The following is an 18,130-nucleotide window of genomic DNA, read 5'->3' on the forward strand; positions in this document are numbered from 1 at the left end:
CCGGTGAACCGAGGAACCGACGCGGAACCGGCACGGAGGTGAACCGGGGAACCGACGCGGAACCGGCAGCGCCGGAGAGCCGGGCTGACTGACCGGCGGCGGCGCCGATCGGGGGCTGGCCCCGCTCACCGCCGCAGCCGCGGCGCCGCCCGGCCCATCGCCGCTGCCGCTCACCGCCGCCACTCCCCAGGACCACGGCCGACGCCCCGAGGGCCACGGACGCCGTCCCGAGGGCCACGGCCGCGGCCCCCGCAGGTCACCGCCGCAGCCGCCGCCGTACCCCCGTGACGACCTTGATCGGCGCCACGTCCAGGCCCAGGGCCCGTGCCGGGCCCAGCGCCACCGGTTTGGCGTAGTAGGGGCGGCAGCCGAAGCGCAGCCAACGGGTCGCGGCCAACCGGCCGAAGTGCGGCACGACCGCGGTACGGCACGGCGCGTCCTCGCCGGGGCCGTCCATGACCAGCGTCAGCGTCCAGCGGTCCGTGCCCAGCCTGCCGACCGGCAGCCGGGCGGTGAAGACCGTGGTGGAGCCGCCCGGTTCGCAGCGCACCGGCACCTCGTGCACCGTGCCCGTCCCGCCCTCGGCGCGCAGCCGCAGCGTCCCGCCCTCCCGCACGGCCTCGTCCGTCAGCCGTCCGCCGACCAGCAGGGTGCTCCTGGTGTGCCACAGGGCCCGGAGCACCTGGCAGGGCGGGTCGACGGGGTGGGCGACCTCGCCGACGTCGAGCGAGAGATTGCCGTACGGGGTGAAGTACGGCACCACCACCACGGGTCCCTGGGGCGTGCTGACGCGGCGCCGGGCCGGATGGGTGGCCTCACCGCCCTCGCGGTGGCCGCCGAACCGCACCGTACGGCTGACGCCCTGGGCGCGCACGTCCAGGTGGACGTTCCACAGTCCCCGTTCCAGCGGGGCCCCGTCGTCGGCGGTGGCCGGGTCGATCTCGGCGGTGAAGCCCGCCATCTCGTACCGCCGCTCCTCCCCGGGCAGCGGATGGGCCGGGAGGCACGGTGTGGTGGGCACCCGGACCTCGGGGCGGTCGGCCCGGTACTTGCGCAGCACGATCTCGGTGGCCGGGTCGAGCGCGTCGACGTCCTCTATATAGGCGTGGCCGGCCAGCCGCAGCACTCCGCCCTGCCATCCGGCCGACTCCAGGTGGTGCCGGACCGGCAGCCGGTCGGTCACGTCGAAGCACACGTCCGGAACGGCGGCGGCGTGGTCCCGGAAGAACGGGTGGAGCCAGTAGACGCGGCCCTTGTCGACGAGGTGGCCGCGCCGCCCGTCCCGTTGGGCGTTCCGGGCCACGGTCAGCACATCGTCGAAGCGGTCGGCGCGCAGCAGGTGGATCAGCAGCCGGTCGGGGGCGTCGAGCCGCTGGAACAGGGCGTCGGTCACATAGGTCCTCGCCCAGTGCCGGAACTCGGGGAAGAACCGTTCCCGCGCGTCCCGTTCGCTCTCCCGGGGCAGCAGGGCGCGCAGCGGACCGCACAGCTCCCACTCCACGTGGCGGCGCATGATCTGGTCCCGGCGCGGGCCCGGTTCCAGATAGCGGGCCACGGTCTCGAAGCACAGCCGGGTGCCGTCCACGCGGTGGGCGAGATCGGCGGCGGTGAGGGTGAGGTTGTTGCGGTTCTCGCGGTAGCGGACGTAGTAGCAGTCGTAGTCGGCGACCACCGAGATACCGGAGGCGTTGAGGTAGGCCGCCGCGGTGAACGGCTTGTCCTCGCAGTTGCGGTAGGGCGGGAAGCGCAGGCGCAGCCGCTCGATGAGGGAGCGCCGGAACAGCTTCCACGGGCCCAGGGTCAGATAGGCGTGGGAGGAGAAGACGTCGGTGCGGGGCTGGTTGTACTGGAAGACGGCCCGGGGCACCGCGCGTCCGCCCACCGAGGCGATCCTGCCGAGGACGACGTCGGTGCCGTTGGCGTCGGCCATGGCGACCATGCGGCGCAGCGCGTCCGGCCCCAGGTAGTCGTCGGAGTCGAGGAAGAAGACGAAGTCGCCCTGGGCGAGGTCCAGCCCGGTGTTGCGCGGGACGCCCGCGCAGCCGGAGTTCTCCTGGTGGACGACGCGGAGCGCGGCGCAGGTGCGGGCGAGCCGCTCCAGCTCCTCGCCGGTGCCGTCGGTCGAGCCGTCGTCCACCCCGATGATCTCGACCCGGTCCGGGCCCAGGGTCTGGTCCATCGCGGAGGTGACGGCCCGGGTCAGCTCCGGAAGGGCGTTGTAGGCGGGGATGATCACGCTGACACGAGGTCGGGACACAGCGGGCATGACGGCCTCCTGACTCCTGACTCCTGGCTCCTGGCTCCGGGCTCTCGGCGGATCGGGACCAGCGGACCGCGATCACTCGGCGGACCGGGACCAGCGGGCTGGTGCCACTCGACGGAACGGGACCAACGGACCGCGGTCACTCGGCGGGCCGCGCTCACTGGGCGAACCGCTGCCACTCGACGGGCCGCAGTCGCTCAGCGGGTCGCGGTCGCTCAACGGGTCACTCGACCAACCGCGCTCACACGACGGACCGCGCTCACTCGGCGCCGGCGGGCCGCGCTCACTCGGCCGTGAGGACTCCGCCGCGCGGCCCCGCCGCGTCGCTGCCGCCCCCGGTCGGCAGCAGCCGCGCCCGTGGTGCGGCGGCCGGGGTCCGGAGCTCCGTGTCGTCCTGGCCCAGCATCAGGGCCCGTACCACCCGCTCGGCCGCGTGGCCGTCGTCGAACCGGCAGAAGCGGGCCCGGAAGGCGGTGCGCAGCGCGGTCGCGTCCGCGTCGCACCAGCGGCCCTTGTGGAAGATCTCGGTCAGCTCCCGCTCGCTGCGGGCGACGGCCCCCGGGGTCTCCCCGGGCGCCCCCGAGAGCAGGTCGAAGTAGACCCCCCGGGAGGAGCGGTAGACGTCCCAGTCGTCGGCGTAGATCACGATGGGGCGGTCCAGCAGGGCGTAGTCGAACATCATCGACGAGTAGTCGGTGATCAGCGCGTCGGCCGCCAGGCACAGCTCCTCCACCGACCGGTGGCGGGAGACGTCGAGCACCAGTCCGGCCTCCTGGAGCCGGGCCAGCTCCAGCTGGTCCTGCGGCCGGTAGGAGTAGTGGGCGCGCACCAGCAGCGTCGTCCGCGGGCCGAGCTCGCGGCTGAGCCGCTCCAGATCCAGCCGGGGGGTGAACCCCTTCTGGTAGTCGCGGAGGGTGGGCGCGTAGAGGAGGGCGGTGTTCCCGGCCGGGATGCCCAATGCGTCGCGGATTCGCCGGACGTCGTTCTCGGACGCGGTGAAGAAGACGTCATTGCGCGGATATCCGAATTCCAGCAGCCGGTACGAGGCGGGGTAGACGCGCTCCCAGATCTGGCTGGAATGCGGATTGGAGGAGAGCGCGAAGTCCCAGCGGTCGATGCGTCTGAGCAGATTGCCGAAGCTCATCCCGCCCGCGGCGGCGGGATAGCGCTGCTGGTCGAGCCCCATGCATTTGAGCGGGGTGCCGTGGAAGGTCTGCAGATGCACCGTACCCGGCCGTTTCACCACCTCATTGGGGAAGTTGACGTTGTTGATGAGGTATTTCGCGCGGGCCACGGTGCGGTAGAAGTCGCGGGTGCCGGAGACGACGTAGTCGACGCCTTCCGGGAGCGAGGCGATCTCCGACTTCCTGACCACCCAGACCCCGTGGACCTCCGGCGCCAGCTCCCGCGCCGCGTAGTAGATCGCCGCCGGATTGCACAGCACCCCACGCCCCCAGTACGCGGAGTAGACGGCCAGCCGGGGGTCCACCGGCCGCTGCCGGTGCATCCGGTACAGGGTCCGCTTGGCCCGTGCGGCCAGCGGCGGCCGGACGGTCCGGCGCAGCTTGCGGGCCCCGGCGGCGGCCCGCGCCGACAGTTCGTGCTCCCGGTAGCGGAGGAAGGAGCCCGATGCCAGCGCCTCGAAGCGCCACCGGCCCTCGACCGGCGGGGTGAACCCGGCGGGGAGGTGCTCGCGGTACCACTGGGCGGCCCGGCCGAAGAAGCGCGGCCGGTCCGCCGCCGCCACCCGGGACGCCCGGTCCAGGCAGAACAGGAAATGCGAGACGGCCCGTTCGAAGAGCAGCGGGCGCAGCGGCTCCAGATGCGGGCGGGCGTCGAGGAAGTCGAAGAGCCGGGCGTACTGCTGGAAGATGATGAAGTGCTTCTCGCCGGGGCTCTGTGTGCTGGCCCCGACCCGCCGCTGGCGGTATTCCAGACCCACCAGATCCACACACGCTATTCGCCGCGCCGTGAGCATCGTCTTGTACGAGAGCAGCGCGTCCTCGTAGATGCCCTCGGTGAACGCGAAGCCGTGGCGGGTGTAGAAGCCGCGGTGGTAGACGCGGTTGGAGGACATCGCGAAGAGCCGCAGGAATTCCGGGCGCTCGACGACGGAGAAGACATCCGTGCCCGCCGAGGCCAGCAATTCCCCGAACACGCTCGGGGCCCGGCGCTCCGACCAGTAGGTGCGGACGTGGTTGAAGTAGAGGATGTCCGGGTCGCCGCTCAGGGCGAGCCGGTCGGCGAGGCCCTTGAGGGTGCCGGGGGCGAGGGTGTCATCGCCGTCCAGGAAGAGCAGATAGTCCCCGCCGGCCCGCTCGGCCCCGGCGTTACGGGCCTGGCCGGGACCGGAGTTGACCGGCTGGTGGACGGGCACGACCCGGCTGTCGCGTGCCGCGTACGCGTCGATGATCGCGCCGCAGTGGTCCGGTGAGCGGTCGTCCACGGCGACCACCTCGATGTCGTCGAACGACTGTGTCAGCACGGAGTCCATACAGGCGCTCAGATAGCCCTGGACGCGATAGGCGGCGATGACGATGGTGAAGCGGGGCATAAGGCTCCTCGGGACACGGCGGCGGTTCGAGGCGCGAGGCACTCGCTGTCCACCCACGTTAGGTGGATTCGTCCCCGTATGCCCGCTTAGCCGCTGGAGGGGCACCCATGCGGGTGACACAACGCGCCGCGCCGCCCGGGGCAGGTCCCGGGCGGCGCGGCGCGGTACGGCGCGGCGTACGGCTCAGCTGTGGGTGCGCAGCAGCGTCCGCATCGTCCGCATCGCGACCGACAGATTGGCCAGGTCGAAGGTCTCCGACGCCTGGATCTCGTCGAGCGTGGTGCGCGCACGCTGCAGGATCGCGGCGTTCTTCGCCTCCCACGCCTTGAAGCGCTGCTCGGGCGTCGAGCCGCCGTTGCCCACCGACAGCACATCGGCGGTCAGGGCGGCCTGCGCCGCGTACAGGTCCTCGCGGATGGAGACCCGGGCCATGGACTGCCACCGGTCGGCGCGCGGCAGGTCGATGATCCGGTCCATCAGCTGGCTGATCCGCAGCCGGTCGGACAGGTCATAGTAGACCTCGGCGACCGCCAGCGGATCCTTGCCGGTGCGGTCCGCGATGGCGACGATGTCCAGCGTCGGGAAGGCCGAGGAGAAGCCCGCCACCCGGGTGGCCAGGTCCTCCGGGACGCCCGCCGCGGCCAGCTCGTCGCAGATCCGCTGGTACCACTCGATGTCGGAGCCGCGCAGCAGCTTGGGCAGCTGCGCCCGGACCGCGGCGACCCGCTCCGCGAAGAAGTCGATGGTCTCGGCGAGCTCCAGCGGCTGCGGCCGGTTGTTGAGCAGCCAGCGGGTGCCGCGCTCGACCAGCCGGCGCGAATGCAGCCGCATCCTGGTCTGGACGTCGGCGGCCACGGCCGTGTCCAGCGCCTCGGCCTCGTCCCACACCTGGTTCAGCTCGAAGATCGCGCGGGCCGCGGTCTGGGCGCGCACGACCTCCTCGGTGGAGGCCCCGGTCTCCTCCCGCATCCGGTGCAGGAAGGTGGTACCGGCGGAGTTGACGGTGTCGTTGACCAGCACCGTGGTGATGATCTCGCGCCGCAGGGCGTGACCGTCGATGTGCTCGGGGAACCGCTGGCGCAGGGCCTGCGGGAAGTACGCGTGCAGCAGCCGCTGGAGGTACGGGTCGTCGGGCAGCCCGGTGGTGATCAGCTCCTCGGCCACCGTGATCTTGACGTAGGCGAGCAGGACGGCCAGCTCGGGCTGGGTCAGACCGCGCCCGGCCGACAGCCGCTCGCGGATCTGGCGGTCGGTGGGCAGGAACTCCAGCCCCCGGTCCAGCTGCCCCTCCCGCCCCAGGCGGCGCATCAGCCGCTGATGGGCGTGGAGCAGGCTGGGGGCCTGGGCGACGGAGTTGGCCAGGGCCACGTTCTGCGCGTAGTTGTTGCGCAGCACCAGCGAGCCGACCTCGTCGGTCATCTCGGCGAGCAGCTTGTTGCGCTGCTTGAGGGTGAGGTCCCCCTCGGTGACCAGGGCGTTGAGCAGGATCTTGATGTTCACCTCGTGGTCGGAGGTGTCCACACCGGCGCTGTTGTCGATCGCGTCGGTGTTGATCCGGCCGCCGTTGGTGGCGAACTCGATACGGCCCAGCTGGGTCAGGCCCAGGTTGCCGCCCTCGCCGACGACCTTGACCCGCAGGTCCTGGCCGTCCACCCGGATCGCGTCATTGGCCTTGTCGCCGACGTCGCCGTGCGATTCGGACGACGCCTTGACGTAGGTGCCGATACCGCCGTTCCACAGCAGATCGACCGGGGCCTTGAGGATCGCCTTCATCAGATCGGCCGGGGTCATCTTGGTGACCCGCTTCGCGATGCCGAGGGCGGCCCGCACCTGCGGAGTGATCGGGATGGCCTTGGCCGAACGGGGGTGGACGCCGCCGCCCGCCGACAGCAGCTCGGCGTTGTAGTCCGCCCACGAGGAGCGCGGCAGCTCGAACAGGCGGCGCCGCTCGGCGTAGGAGGTGGCCGCGTCCGGGTCGGGGTCCAGGAAGATGTGCCGGTGGTCGAAGGCGGCGACCAGCCGGATGTGCTCGCTCAGCAGCATCCCGTTGCCGAACACGTCGCCGGACATGTCGCCGACGCCCACGACCGTGAAGTCCTGGGTCTGGGTGTCGTGGCCCAGCTCGCGGAAGTGGCGCTTGACCGACTCCCAGGCGCCGCGGGCGGTGATGCCCATGCCCTTGTGGTCGTAACCGGCGGAGCCGCCGGAGGCGAAGGCGTCGCCGAGCCAGAAGCCGTACGCCTGGGCGACCTCGTTGGCGATGTCGGAGAAGGTCGCGGTGCCCTTGTCGGCGGCGACGACGAGATAGGTGTCGTCCCCGTCGTGCCGGACCACGTCCTTGGGCGGCTGGACCTGCCCGGCGACCATGTTGTCGGTGATGTCGAGCAGACCGGAGATGAAGGTCTTGTAGCAGGCGATGCCCTCGGCCAGCCAGGCGTCGCGGTCCACGGACGGGTCCGGCAGCCGCTTGCCGACGAAGCCGCCCTTGGCGCCCACCGGCACGATCACCGTGTTCTTCACCATCTGCGCCTTGACCAGGCCCAGGATCTCGGTGCGGAAGTCCTCACGCCGGTCGGACCAGCGCAGGCCCCCGCGGGCGACCTTGCCGAACCGCAGGTGCACACCCTCGACCCGCGGCGAGTAGACCCAGATCTCGTACGCCGGGCGGGGCGCGGGCAGATCCGGCACCGCCTGCGGGTCCAGCTTGATCGACAGATAGTCGTGGGGCTTGCCGTCCCCGTTGTCCTGGAAGTGATTGGTCCGCAGCGTCGCCTTGATCAGGGTGAGGAAGGAGCGCAGGATGCGGTCCTCGTCCAGCGAGGCCACCTGGTCCAGCGCCGCGTCCAGCTCCTCCAGCAGCGCGTCGGTCAGCTCCACCCCCGCCCGCTGCCGCTCGGGCGACATCCGCGCCTCGAAGAGGGAGACCAGCAGCCGGGTGGTGTGAACGTTGTTACGGAGGGTGTCCTCCATGTACGACTGGCTGAAGGTGGACCCGGCCTGCCGCAGGTACTTGGCGTAGGCCCGCAGCACCATCGCCTGCCGCCAGTCCAGCCCCGCGCCCAGCACCAGCTGGTTGAAGTCGTCGCTCTCGGCCCGGCCGGTCCACACCGCGGCGAACGCGTTCTGGAAGCGCTCACGGGCGTCGTCGGCGAGGGTCTCGCCCTCCCGCAGGGGCAGCCGCAGCCCGAAGTCGTAGATCCAGGCGGTGGTCCGGTCCGAGCAGCGCAGCTCGTACGGGCGCTCGTCCACCACCTCGACACCGAGGGTGTTGAGCACCGGGAGCACCGCGGACAGCGAGATCTGGGCCCCGGCCCGGTAGATCTTGAAGCGGCGCTCGGCGTGGGCCGCGCCCACCGGTTCGTACAGGCTGAGCGCGAAGTCCTTCTCCCCGCCCTCCAGCCGCTCCAGGTGCTGGAGGTCGGCGACGGCGCCGCGCGGGGTGTGGTCCGCCTTGTACCCCTCGGGGAAGGCGTGCTGATAACGGCGGAGCAGCTCGGCGGCGCGCTCCTCGCCGACCTCGGAGACCAGCGCCTCGGCGAAACCGTCGGCCCAGGAGCGGGCGGCCTCGATCAGCCGGTTCTCGATCCGCTCCACATCGGCGTCGGTGAGGTCGGGCAGCTCGGTGCCGGGCTGGACGCGGACCACGAAATGCAGCCGGGAGAGCACCGATTCGGTGTGCAGGGCGGTGAAGTCGACCGGCGGGCGGCCGCTCAGCTCCTCCAGCAGGATGTCGGTCAGCCGCAGCCGCACATCGGTGGTGAAACGGTCCCGCGGCAGATAGACCAGGGCGGAGTAGTAGCGCCCGTACTCGTCCTGGCGCAGGAACAGCCGCAGCCGACGGCGCTCCTGGAGGTAGAGCACGCTGGTCACGATCGAGCGGAGCTGATCGACCGGGGTCTGGAACAGCTCGTCGCGCGGATAGGTCTCCAGGATCTGCAGCAGGTCCCGGCCGTCGTGGCTGTTGGCCGCGAAGCCCGCGCCCGCGAGCACCTCGTCCACCTTGCGCCGGATGACCGGGACCCGGCGCACCGACTCGGTGTACGCGGCGGAGGAGAACAGCCCCAGGAAGCGGCGCTCGCCGATCACATTGCCCTCGGCGTCGAACTTCTTCACACCGATGTAGTCGAGGTACGAGGGGCGGTGGACGGTGGCGCGGCTGTTGGCCTTGGTGAGCACCAGCAGCTTGCGCTCCCGCGCCTTGGCGCGGGCGTCGGCCGGAAGCCGGTTGAAGGACGGCGACACCGGGGCCGCGGAGCCCGCGTGGGCGCTCTGCTCGGTGTCCTTGTGCTGCGGATCGGAACGGAGGATGCCCAGCCCCGTGCCGGGCACCGCGGTCAGCACGTCCTCCTCGCCACCGGCCTCGGTGGGGACCTGAGTCAGCTCGTACTCGCGGAAGCCGATGAAGGTGAAGTGGTCGTCCGCGAGCCAGCGCAGCAGCTCCCGGGCCTCCTCGACCTCCTCCTCACGGACCTCGGCGGCCTTCGGCTCGTCCGGCAGGCCCTCGGCGATGCGCAGCGCGGATTCGCGCATCTTCTCCCAGTCCTCGACGGCCTCGCGGACATCGGACAGGACGCGCACGAGATCGGCGGTGATCTGCTTCAGATCGCCGCGGTCGGTTTCGCGATCGGTCTCGACATGGATCCAGGACTCGATGACCGCGTCGTGCGGGAGCTTCTTCCTGGCCGGGCCGTCCGGGGAGACGTCCAGCAGCTCGATCAGCTTGCCGGTGATGTCACGGCGCACCACCACCTGCGGGTGGATCACGACATGAATGCCGCGGCCCTGGCGGGTGAGCTCATTGGTGACCGAGTCGACCAGGAACGGCATGTCGTCGGTGACCACCTCGACCACGGAGTGGCTGCAGGTCCAGCCGTGCTCCTCGACCGTCGGGGTGTGCACCCGGACGTTCGCCGTGCCCTGCGGACGCACCTCGGCGAGCCGGTAGTGGGAGAGCGCCGCCCCGAAGACGTCGACCGGGTCACGGTCGGCCAGGTCCTCGGGAGGCGTGTGCAGGTAGTAGTGCTGGAGGTATGCGGTCAGGGTCTCCGGTCCTGGGCCCTGAACCGGTTGCCCCCCGGCAGGGCTGTTCTCGGCTACCCGGGCGGCCCGTTCGAGCAGCTCGGCCTTGGCTTCGTCCAGCTTGGTCTGCATGTCCTCTGGCTCCTGTCGCGCGCCGTTGCGTGACATCGATGACGGTGGTGGCATGACGCCTCGACGCGGAAAATCCGGTCGTGAACGACGGTATGCCGGATCGGGGAATGGCCGGGGCGTACTCGGCCGTAAGTGACCAAGGCCCCACGCGCCACGGGTCAGCGGCGGCTCGGGCCCGGGGCCGGTGCGGCTCCGGGCGCGGAGCGAGGGCCTCATTGCCCTCACGGACTATCGCGCTGATCACGCAGTAAGGCTATCGCTCCTCCCCAGGGGGCCGTCATGAGCCGTTCGTGTACAAAACCGAGCCCCGATGTTTGACGAAATGGACAGCGACCAGGAAGCGCGCACGGACTCACGGCGCGCCCCGGACGCCCTCTTGGCAAAGCGCCGGCGCGGATGCACCGTGATCTGGTGCACCGTGATCTGGACGGTGGTAAGCGTGGACGTGGAGGTGGGCGGCATGGCTGCGAAGATCCTGCTGGTGACCGGCGACGCGGCCGAATCGCTGGAGGTGCTCTACCCCTACCAGCGGCTGCGCGAAGAAGGATACGAGGTGCACATCGCGGCCCCGAGCCGCAAAACGCTGCGCCTGGTGGTCCATGACTTCGAGGAGGGCTTCGACACCTACACCGAGAAGCCGGGCTACACCCTCCCCGCCGACCTCGCCTTCTCCGACGTCGAACCGGGCCAGTACGCCGCCCTCGTGATCCCGGGCGGCCGGGCCCCGGAATATCTGCGCAACGACCCCGAGCTGCGCAAGATCTGCAAGGCGTTCTTCGACGCGGACAAGCCGGTGGCGCAGATCTGCCACGGCCCGCTGCTGACGGCGGCCGTGGGCGGCCTGACCGGACGCCGGGTCACCGCGTATCCGGCGCTGGAACCGGATATGCAGGCGGCGGGGGCGGAGTACCAGGACACGGAGGTCGTGGTCGACGGCACGCTGGTCTCCTCACGGGCCTGGCCGGACCATCCGGCGTGGATGCGGGAATTCCTGACCGTGCTGCGGGCGAAGGCACCGGTGGTGTGAGCGGAGGGCGGCTACGTCCGCGGGCGGCGGCTACGTCCGCGGGCGGACGGCTACGTCCGCGGGCGGGGCTATGCCCCGCCCCGTAGGACCGCCCACCGTGCCCGCGCCACCGGCTCATGCCTGGACCGCCACCAGGCGGGCAACGCGGCCACCACCTCCGTCAGGCTCGGAACCGCCGCCCCGTTCGCGCCGGGCGTCGGGCGCGGGGCGCCGGGCGCCAGGCGTCGGGCGCCAGGCACCGGAGCGACCCTCTCCCGCCATACCGGGCACCGAGACCGCGCAGAGGCTCACGTCGGGAGCCCGTGCAACAGCCCCCACCACGCTGGGCACCGCAGTCGCCGCATCCGCCCTCGCACCCGCCAGCCCCGGTACCGGAGCCGCCGCCCCCGCACCCGCCAGTCCCGGGATACCGCAGCCGCCGCGCCCGCGCCCGAACCCGCCAGTCCCGGGGCACCGGAGCCGCCGCACCCACGCCCGAACCCGCACCCGCCAGTCCCGGCACCGAAGCCGCCGCCTCCGTCACCTCACTCGTCGGCCATGCGCTCGGCCTCCCGCACGGCCTCCTCCAGCGTGTCCACGACCGGCACCCCGGCCGCCTCCAGACTGGCGCGGCTGTGCGAACCGCCCGTGTAGAGCACGGCCCGCGCGCCCACGTGCCGCGCCGCCACCGCGTCGTCCACGGCGTCCCCGATCACCACCATCCGCTGCGGCGGCACCCCCTCCAACGCGGCGATATGGCGCATCATCTGCTCGGCCTTACCGGTGTTGCTCTGGCCGACGCGGCCGTCCACCCGGATGAAATGGCGCTCGATGCCATGCGTCCGCACCAGCGGTATCAGGTACTCATGGGGGGCCAGTGAGCACAGCGACTGGGTGAGCCCCGCCTCCTGCCACTCGACGAGCAGCTGCCGGGCGCCGATCGCCAGCCCGGCGGTCTCGGCCAGCGCCCAGTAGTGCCGGTGGAACGCCTCGTCCATGACCGCCCACTCCTCATCGGTGGGCAGCCTCCCCATCAGCCGCTCGTAGAACCGGGGCACCGGGACGCAGTACAGATCGCGGTAGCGCTCGAGGGTGATCGGCGGCAGACCGATCTCCCGGAACGAGGCGTTCGTCGCCGAGATCACGGCGTCGATGTCGTGCAGCAGCGTCCCGTTCCAGTCCCAGACGAGGTGCGTCACGTGGTTCTTCCCCATCCCATGACCGTACCGGGAGGGTCCGACAGGGGCATCACTCGATGAGGTTGGGGATCTCCTGGGTGGCGTACCAGAGCAGCTCGTGGTCCTCGGCGCCGTCCACGATGAACTGCGCGTCGTCGTCGCCCAGATCCGCCGCGCCCAGCGCGTCGGCGGCCGCGGCGATGTCCTCCTCGGCGTCATCGGCGTCCAGGTGCACGGCGGCGGCCTTCGCCAGCGGTACGGCGGCCTTGATCCGCACCTCGCCCAGCGCGGACTGGTCCAGGCCCCGGTCCGGATCGGCGACCGCCTGCCCGTCGGGCACGTCCACGGCCACCACGACCCGCCTGCGGGCCGCCCGCGGGTCGACGGCGAGCAGCCGCAGCGACGCCTGCGCGGCTCGGCTCAGCGCCGCGTACTCCAGCTCCTCGATGTCATCGGAGACGTACCACTCGCGGAGCGCGGGGGTGACCGCGTACGCGGTCAACGGCGTCGGCCCCAGTTGGCCCTCCTTGTACGCCTCGGCGAGACCGGAGAGGGTCAGGGGGACGTAGACGCGCATGGCCGCCGCTTTCATCAGACACCAATAGGCCCCCCAGCATACGTATCGCCGGTCGCCTCTCCCGAGCCTCTTGACAGGGCCGGTGGTCCCCTTTCGGGGGACAGCGGACGACGGGGCCGCGCAAAGCCCGAATTGAGCCCCGGACGAGCCCGTGACCAGGGGCGGCAGGCCGCCGTACGGCACGAATAGGTGAATCGCGGCGCCGGCGCGGAGGCGGCCCGGCACGCATTGCGGGGCCCGGAAAAGCGCCGGTAGAAGACTTCCCGACGAAAGCTACCGCCCGGTATTCAGCCGGGCCGGAGAGAACGGGGCGAGCAGCATGCGTGAGGGCGTCCGGACGACGGATCGGGCCACGGCGGGCGAGGAGAGCGTACGACGACGCGGCGGCAGCGGTCCGGGACGAAGCGGCCCACCGAGCCGCCGAGACCCCCGACGCCCCCGCACCACCGCCGCGCCCACCACCGGAACCACCTCACCGCCCACCACCGGCGCCAGCACAGCACCCACCACCGGCGTCACCACGACCACACCGAACAGCACCACCCCCACCAGCCCCGAACCGCACAGCAACACCGCACCACCCACCGCACCACCCAGCACCACCGCACGCGCCACGCCCAGCCACACCACCCACCCCGACCACACCCACCACCAGCACCACCACATCCACCACCACACCACCCACCAGGACCGCCACCGGCAACGCCCTCGCACCGCTCAGCCCACCCGCGCCCCGCAACACCGCCGCGTCCCGTACCCCCACACCACCCCCGACCACCGCGTCCCCGACCCCCACCGCATCCCGGGCCGCCGCCGCCGTGTCGCGCGGCGCGTCCGTCGCGGCGGCGTACCGGCAGCGGGACCGATTGCCGCGCTACTGGTTCGCCAACCGGCTGCTGCTCACCCTCAGCGGCCAGCGTCCCGTCCACACCCTCCTCGGGCACGCCCTCCCGGCCGCCTACGACCGGCTGGTCGAGCTCGCGCCGCGCGCCCCGCTGCGCCCCGCCGGAGGGCGCGCCACGGCGCCCGTGGTGCGCCGCTGCGGCGAGTACCGGCCCCGGCACGGGGTCATCGAGGCGTTCGCCCGGATCGCCTCCGGCGACCGGCTCAGCGCGCTCGCCTTCCGGCTGGAGCTCGGCGCCGACGCCCGCTGGCGCTGCGCCGCCGTCGACCTCGGCCCACTCGCCTGACCAGACCGTGCGCCTGACCAGACCGGGCGACCGGACGGTGCGACCGGACGGTGCGAGAGCAGCGTTGGGTAGCAGATCGCGCCACACAACGCGACGGGCCGGGGTTCCGCGCTCCCGCGCGGAACCCCGGCCCGTACACACGCCCAGGCGCCCGGTTACTTCTTGCGGCGGCGGCCCTTCTGGGCCTTGCGCCGCTCCGCCCGGGTCAGCCCGTCGGCCTCCGACCGGGGCGCCGGCGGCGTCTCACCGTTGGTGAAGTCGCCCTCGATGACGCCGCCCTCACCGTCCACCGTCGGAGCGGAGAAGTGCAGCCGGTCCGGGCGCTGCGGGGCCTCCAGGCCCTTGGCGCGGATCTCGGGCCGCCCGGACGAAGCCGACGAACCCGACGAGCCCACCGGGCCCGCCGACGGCGCGCCCGCCGGCACCGCGTCCTGCACGTCCTCGGCGATGGCGGCCTGCTCCTCCGCCTCCTCGACCGGGACCTCCTCGACCTGCTGCTCGACCTGGACCTCCAGGTTGAACAGATAGCCGACGGACTCCTCCTTGATGCCGTCCATCATGGCCTGGAACATGTCGAAGCCCTCGCGCTGGTACTCGACCAGCGGGTCCTTCTGGGCCATCGCGCGCAGCCCGATGCCCTCCTGGAGGTAGTCCATCTCGTAGAGGTGCTCGCGCCACTTGCGGTCCAGGACGGACAGCACGACCCGCCGCTCCAGCTCACGCATGATCTCGGAGCCCAGCTGCTCCTCACGCGCCTCGTACTGCTGGTGGATGTCCTCCTTGATGGTCTCCTCGATGAACTCGGCGGTGATGCCGGCGCGGTCGCCGGCCTCCTCCTCGAGCTCCTCGACCGTCACCTTGACCGGGTAGAGCTGCTTGAAGGCGTTCCACAGCCGGTCCAGGTCCCACTCCTCGGCGAAGCCCTCGACCGTCTCCGCCCGGACATAGGCTTCGATGGTGTCGTCCATGAAGTGGCCGATCTGGTCCTGCAGGTCCTCGCCCTCCAGGACGCGGCGGCGCTCGGCGTAGATGACCTCACGCTGCCGGTTCAGGACCTCGTCGTACTTCAGGACGTTCTTACGGGTCTCGAAGTTCTGCTGCTCGACCTGGGACTGGGCGGAGGCGATGGCGCGGGTGACCATCTTGTTCTCGATCGGGACGTCGTCCGGGACGTTCGCCATCGCCATGACGCGCTCGACCATCTGCGCCTTGAACAGCCGCATCAGGTCGTCGCCGAGCGAGAGGTAGAAGCGGGACTCGCCGGGGTCGCCCTGGCGGCCGGAACGACCGCGCAGCTGGTTGTCGATCCGGCGCGACTCATGGCGCTCGGTGCCCAGCACATAGAGCCCGCCGAGCTCCTTGACCTCCTCGAACTCGGCCTTGACCGCGGCCTCGGCCTTCTCCAGGGCGGCGGGCAGCGCGGCGGCCCACTCCTCGGCGTGCTCCACCGGGTCCAGACCGCGCTGGCGCAGTTCGGCCTCGGCGAGGTCGTCGGGGTTGCCGCCGAGCTTGATGTCGGTGCCGCGGCCCGCCATGTTGGTCGCCACCGTGACGGCGCCCTTACGGCCGGCCTGGGCGACGATCGTCGCCTCCCGGTCGTGCTGCTTGGCGTTGAGCACCTCGTGCGGCACCCCGCGCTTGGCGAGCTGCTGGGAGAGGTACTCGGACTTCTCCACGGAGGTGGTGCCGACCAGGATCGGCTGGCCCTTCTCGTGCTTCTCGACGATGTCCTCGACGACCGCGTTGAACTTCGCGACCTCGGTGCGGTAGATCAGGTCGGACTGGTCGATCCGGGCGACGGGGCGGTGGGTCGGGATCGGGACCACGCCGAGCTTGTAGATCTGGTGGAACTCGGCGGCCTCGGTCATCGCCGTACCGGTCATGCCGGAGAGCTTGTCGTAGAGGCGGAAGAAGTTCTGCAGGGTGATCGTGGCGAGCGTCTGGTTCTCGTCCTTGATCTCCACCCCTTCCTTCGCCTCGATGGCCTGGTGCATGCCCTCGTTGTAGCGGCGGCCCGCGAGGATACGGCCGGTGTGCTCATCGACGATCATGACTTCGCCGTCCATGACGACGTAGTCCTTGTCCTTCTTGAAGAGCTCCTTGGCCTTGATCGCGTTGTTGAGGTAGCCGACCAGCGGGGTGTTCACCGACTCGTAGAGGTTGTCGATGCCCAGCCAGTCCTCGACCTTGGTGACACCGGACTCGTGGATGCCGACGGTGCGCTTCTTCTCGTCGACCTCGTAGTCCCCGGTCTCCTCCTGGCCCTTCTGCGGCTCGGCGGCCTGGCCCCTGCTGAGCCGGGTGACCAGCTTGGCGAAGTCGCCGTACCACTTGGTGGCCTGGTCGGCCGGGCCGGAGATGATCAGCGGCGTACGGGCCTCGTCCACCAGGATCGAGTCGACCTCGTCGACGATCGCGAAGTTGTGGCCGCGCTGCACGAGCTCGTCCTTCGACCACGCCATGTTGTCGCGCAGGTAGTCGAAGCCGAATTCGTTGTTGGTGCCGTAGGTGATGTCGCACGCGTACTGCTCGCGGCGCTGCGCCGGGGTCATGTTGGCGAGGATGCAGCCGACCTCCAGGCCGAGGAACCGGTGCACCCGGCCCATCCACTCGGAGTCGCGCTCGGCCAGGTAGTCGTTGACCGTGATGAGGTGGACGCCCTTGCCCGACAGCGCGTTCAGATACGCCGGGAGGGTACCGACCAGGGTCTTGCCCTCACCGGTCTTCATCTCGGCGACGTACCCGAGGTGCAGCGCCGCACCGCCCATCAGCTGGACGTCGTAGTGACGCTGCCCGAGCACCCGCTTGGCCGCCTCGCGCACCGTGGCGAACGCTTCGGGCATCAGGTCGTCGAGGCTCTCACCGTCGGCGTACCGCTGCTTGTACTCGTCGGTGAGGGCGCGCAGCTCGGCGTCGGAGAGCGACAGGAAGTCCTCTTCGATGGAATTGACCTGGTCCGCGATGCGGTGCAGCTTGCGCAGGATCTTTCCTTCGCCTGCACGCATGAGCTTGTTGAAGACGGACACGTAGGCTGGCTCCTTGCCGGTCGGGCCTGGCACGGTCGGGGTGCGCTGGCGCGGCATTGTCAAGGGGCGCAGGCCCCGCCGCAACGGCCATCGTAAGACAGACCCCGGCACGCCGGGAGGTCCGTCACCACGAGGACCCGGTGTCACCTCACCGTGTCAACGCGCGAGGGGTCCCCCAGGTGCCCTCCAATTCGCCGAAAGCGCTCGCGGTGAGTGACGACGGCGGCGCAGACTCGGGACGCATGGAGCCTGTCACCCTCACCACCGAACGCCTGGTCCTGCGCCCCTTCCGGCCCTCGGACGCGGATGCGGTCTTCGCCGCTTGTCAGGACCCCGACATCCAGCGCTGGACCACCGTGCCCTCCCCGTACGAACGTGCGCACGCGGAGGACTTCACCGCCCGGATCTGCCCGGAGAACTGGCGTGCCGACGTGACCTACGACTTCGCGGTGGTCACCAAGAGTGACGGCGTTCTCGTCGGCGCCATGGGGCTGGTGCGGCTGGCCCATCTGCGCACCCCCGAGCACCAGGCCGAGCTGGGCTACTGGACGGCTCGGGAGCACCGGCGGCGCGGCTATACGGACGAGGCGGCGCGGGCCGTGATCGAGTGGGCGTTCACCCGGCTCGGGGTGGAGCGGCTGGAGTGGTGCAGCGAGGCCGGGAACGAGGGCTCTCGGGCGGTCGCCCTCGGGTTGGGCTTCCGGATGGAGGGGACGGACCGCGCCCGGATCGTCCACCAGGGAACCCGGCGGGACGCCTGGCGGGGCGCGCTGCTGCCCTCGGACTGGGGACTGCCGTCGACCACGCCGTATCTGCCGTCCAAGGCAACGGAGGCGCCGGAGGCGCCGGCCGGGCATGCACCGCGCCCTTCGACGGTCTGAGGGGCCCACCCGCGACGATCCGAAGGACCCGGGGCCCGCCCTGGACGGGCTCGAGGAGGCCCCGCGCTCGTCGCTCTGAAGGGCACCGGCCCGCCCTCGGCGGTCCCGAGGAGACCGTCCCCCGGACCTGAGAAGGCGGGCCCCGGGCGAGAAGGCGGGGCCCTGGTCTGAGAAGGCGGGCCCGGGGACGGCCCGACCCCGGCACCGGGCCCGGGGACGGCCCGACCCGGCACCAGGCCAGGGACGGCGGCGCACCCGCGACCCGCACACCCCCACCCCCGCGCCCCGGGGCGGGCGGGGCGGG

At 71.4% G+C, this 18,130-nt stretch carries 10 protein-coding genes; 3 read left to right on the plus strand and 7 right to left on the minus strand.

From position 1 onward, the window contains the following. Nucleotides 1-256 precede the first annotated feature (256 nt). The 3 genes from AXW62_RS32720 to AXW62_RS32730 all read right to left on the minus strand — a co-directional run bounded on the left by AXW62_RS32720 (nucleotide 257) and on the right by AXW62_RS32730 (nucleotide 9,968). A complete protein-coding gene (locus AXW62_RS32720; protein WP_060947670.1) occupies nucleotides 257-2,266 on the minus strand; it encodes a glycosyltransferase family 2 protein in 2,010 nt (669 codons plus the stop codon). Nucleotides 2,267-2,546: 280 nt separating this feature from the next. Continuing rightward, on the minus strand, nucleotides 2,547-4,817 hold the full coding sequence (locus tag AXW62_RS32725) for a bifunctional glycosyltransferase/CDP-glycerol:glycerophosphate glycerophosphotransferase (protein ID WP_060947671.1): 2,271 nt from the start codon (nucleotides 4,815-4,817) through the stop codon (nucleotides 2,547-2,549). 183 nt (nucleotides 4,818-5,000) lie between these two features. Then, a complete protein-coding gene (locus AXW62_RS32730) occupies nucleotides 5,001-9,968 on the minus strand; it encodes an NAD-glutamate dehydrogenase (protein ID WP_060947672.1) in 4,968 nt (1,655 codons plus the stop codon). Between the two features lie 460 nt (nucleotides 9,969-10,428). Between AXW62_RS32730 and AXW62_RS32735 the strand changes: the two genes are divergently transcribed. Next, nucleotides 10,429-10,995 (plus strand): DJ-1/PfpI family protein, encoded by a 567-nt coding sequence (locus tag AXW62_RS32735; RefSeq protein WP_060947677.1) that lies wholly within the window; start codon nucleotides 10,429-10,431, stop codon nucleotides 10,993-10,995. Between the two features lie 524 nt (nucleotides 10,996-11,519). On the opposite strand, the gene AXW62_RS32740 is transcribed toward AXW62_RS32735, so the two are convergent. The 3 genes from AXW62_RS32740 to AXW62_RS46805 all read right to left on the minus strand — a co-directional run bounded on the left by AXW62_RS32740 (nucleotide 11,520) and on the right by AXW62_RS46805 (nucleotide 13,443). Next, nucleotides 11,520-12,188 carry an HAD family hydrolase gene (locus AXW62_RS32740; RefSeq protein WP_060947673.1) on the minus strand — a complete coding sequence of 223 codons (669 nt, stop codon included), beginning with the start codon at nucleotides 12,186-12,188 and terminating at the stop codon, nucleotides 11,520-11,522. 34 nt (nucleotides 12,189-12,222) lie between these two features. Continuing rightward, nucleotides 12,223-12,729, minus strand: a complete 507-nt coding sequence (locus tag AXW62_RS32745) for a DUF6912 family protein (protein WP_030835695.1) — start codon at nucleotides 12,727-12,729, stop codon at nucleotides 12,223-12,225. A gap of 273 nt (nucleotides 12,730-13,002) precedes the next feature. Next, nucleotides 13,003-13,443: a hypothetical protein gene (locus AXW62_RS46805; RefSeq protein ID WP_159061010.1), complete on the minus strand. Its 441-nt coding sequence runs from the start codon at nucleotides 13,441-13,443 to the stop codon at nucleotides 13,003-13,005. Between the two features lie 104 nt (nucleotides 13,444-13,547). Between AXW62_RS46805 and AXW62_RS32750 the strand changes: the two genes are divergently transcribed. Then, nucleotides 13,548-13,919 (plus strand): Rv3235 family protein, encoded by a 372-nt coding sequence (locus tag AXW62_RS32750; RefSeq protein WP_060947674.1) that lies wholly within the window; start codon nucleotides 13,548-13,550, stop codon nucleotides 13,917-13,919. 155 nt (nucleotides 13,920-14,074) lie between these two features. Here the strand turns inward: AXW62_RS32750 and secA are convergent, their stop codons facing one another. After that, nucleotides 14,075-16,945 carry a preprotein translocase subunit SecA gene (gene secA, locus AXW62_RS32755; RefSeq protein ID WP_060947675.1) on the minus strand — a complete coding sequence of 957 codons (2,871 nt, stop codon included), beginning with the start codon at nucleotides 16,943-16,945 and terminating at the stop codon, nucleotides 14,075-14,077. Between the two features lie 242 nt (nucleotides 16,946-17,187). Between secA and AXW62_RS32760 the strand changes: the two genes are divergently transcribed. Beyond that, the gene (locus AXW62_RS32760) at nucleotides 17,188-17,826 is read left to right on the plus strand and encodes a GNAT family N-acetyltransferase (protein ID WP_060947676.1); all 639 of its coding nucleotides are present in this window, start codon (nucleotides 17,188-17,190) and stop codon (nucleotides 17,824-17,826) included. The last annotated feature ends 304 nt before the right edge of the window (nucleotides 17,827-18,130 follow it).

Source organism: Streptomyces hygroscopicus subsp. hygroscopicus, assembly GCF_001553455.1.
GTDB lineage: Bacteria > Actinomycetota > Actinomycetes > Streptomycetales > Streptomycetaceae > Streptomyces > Streptomyces hygroscopicus.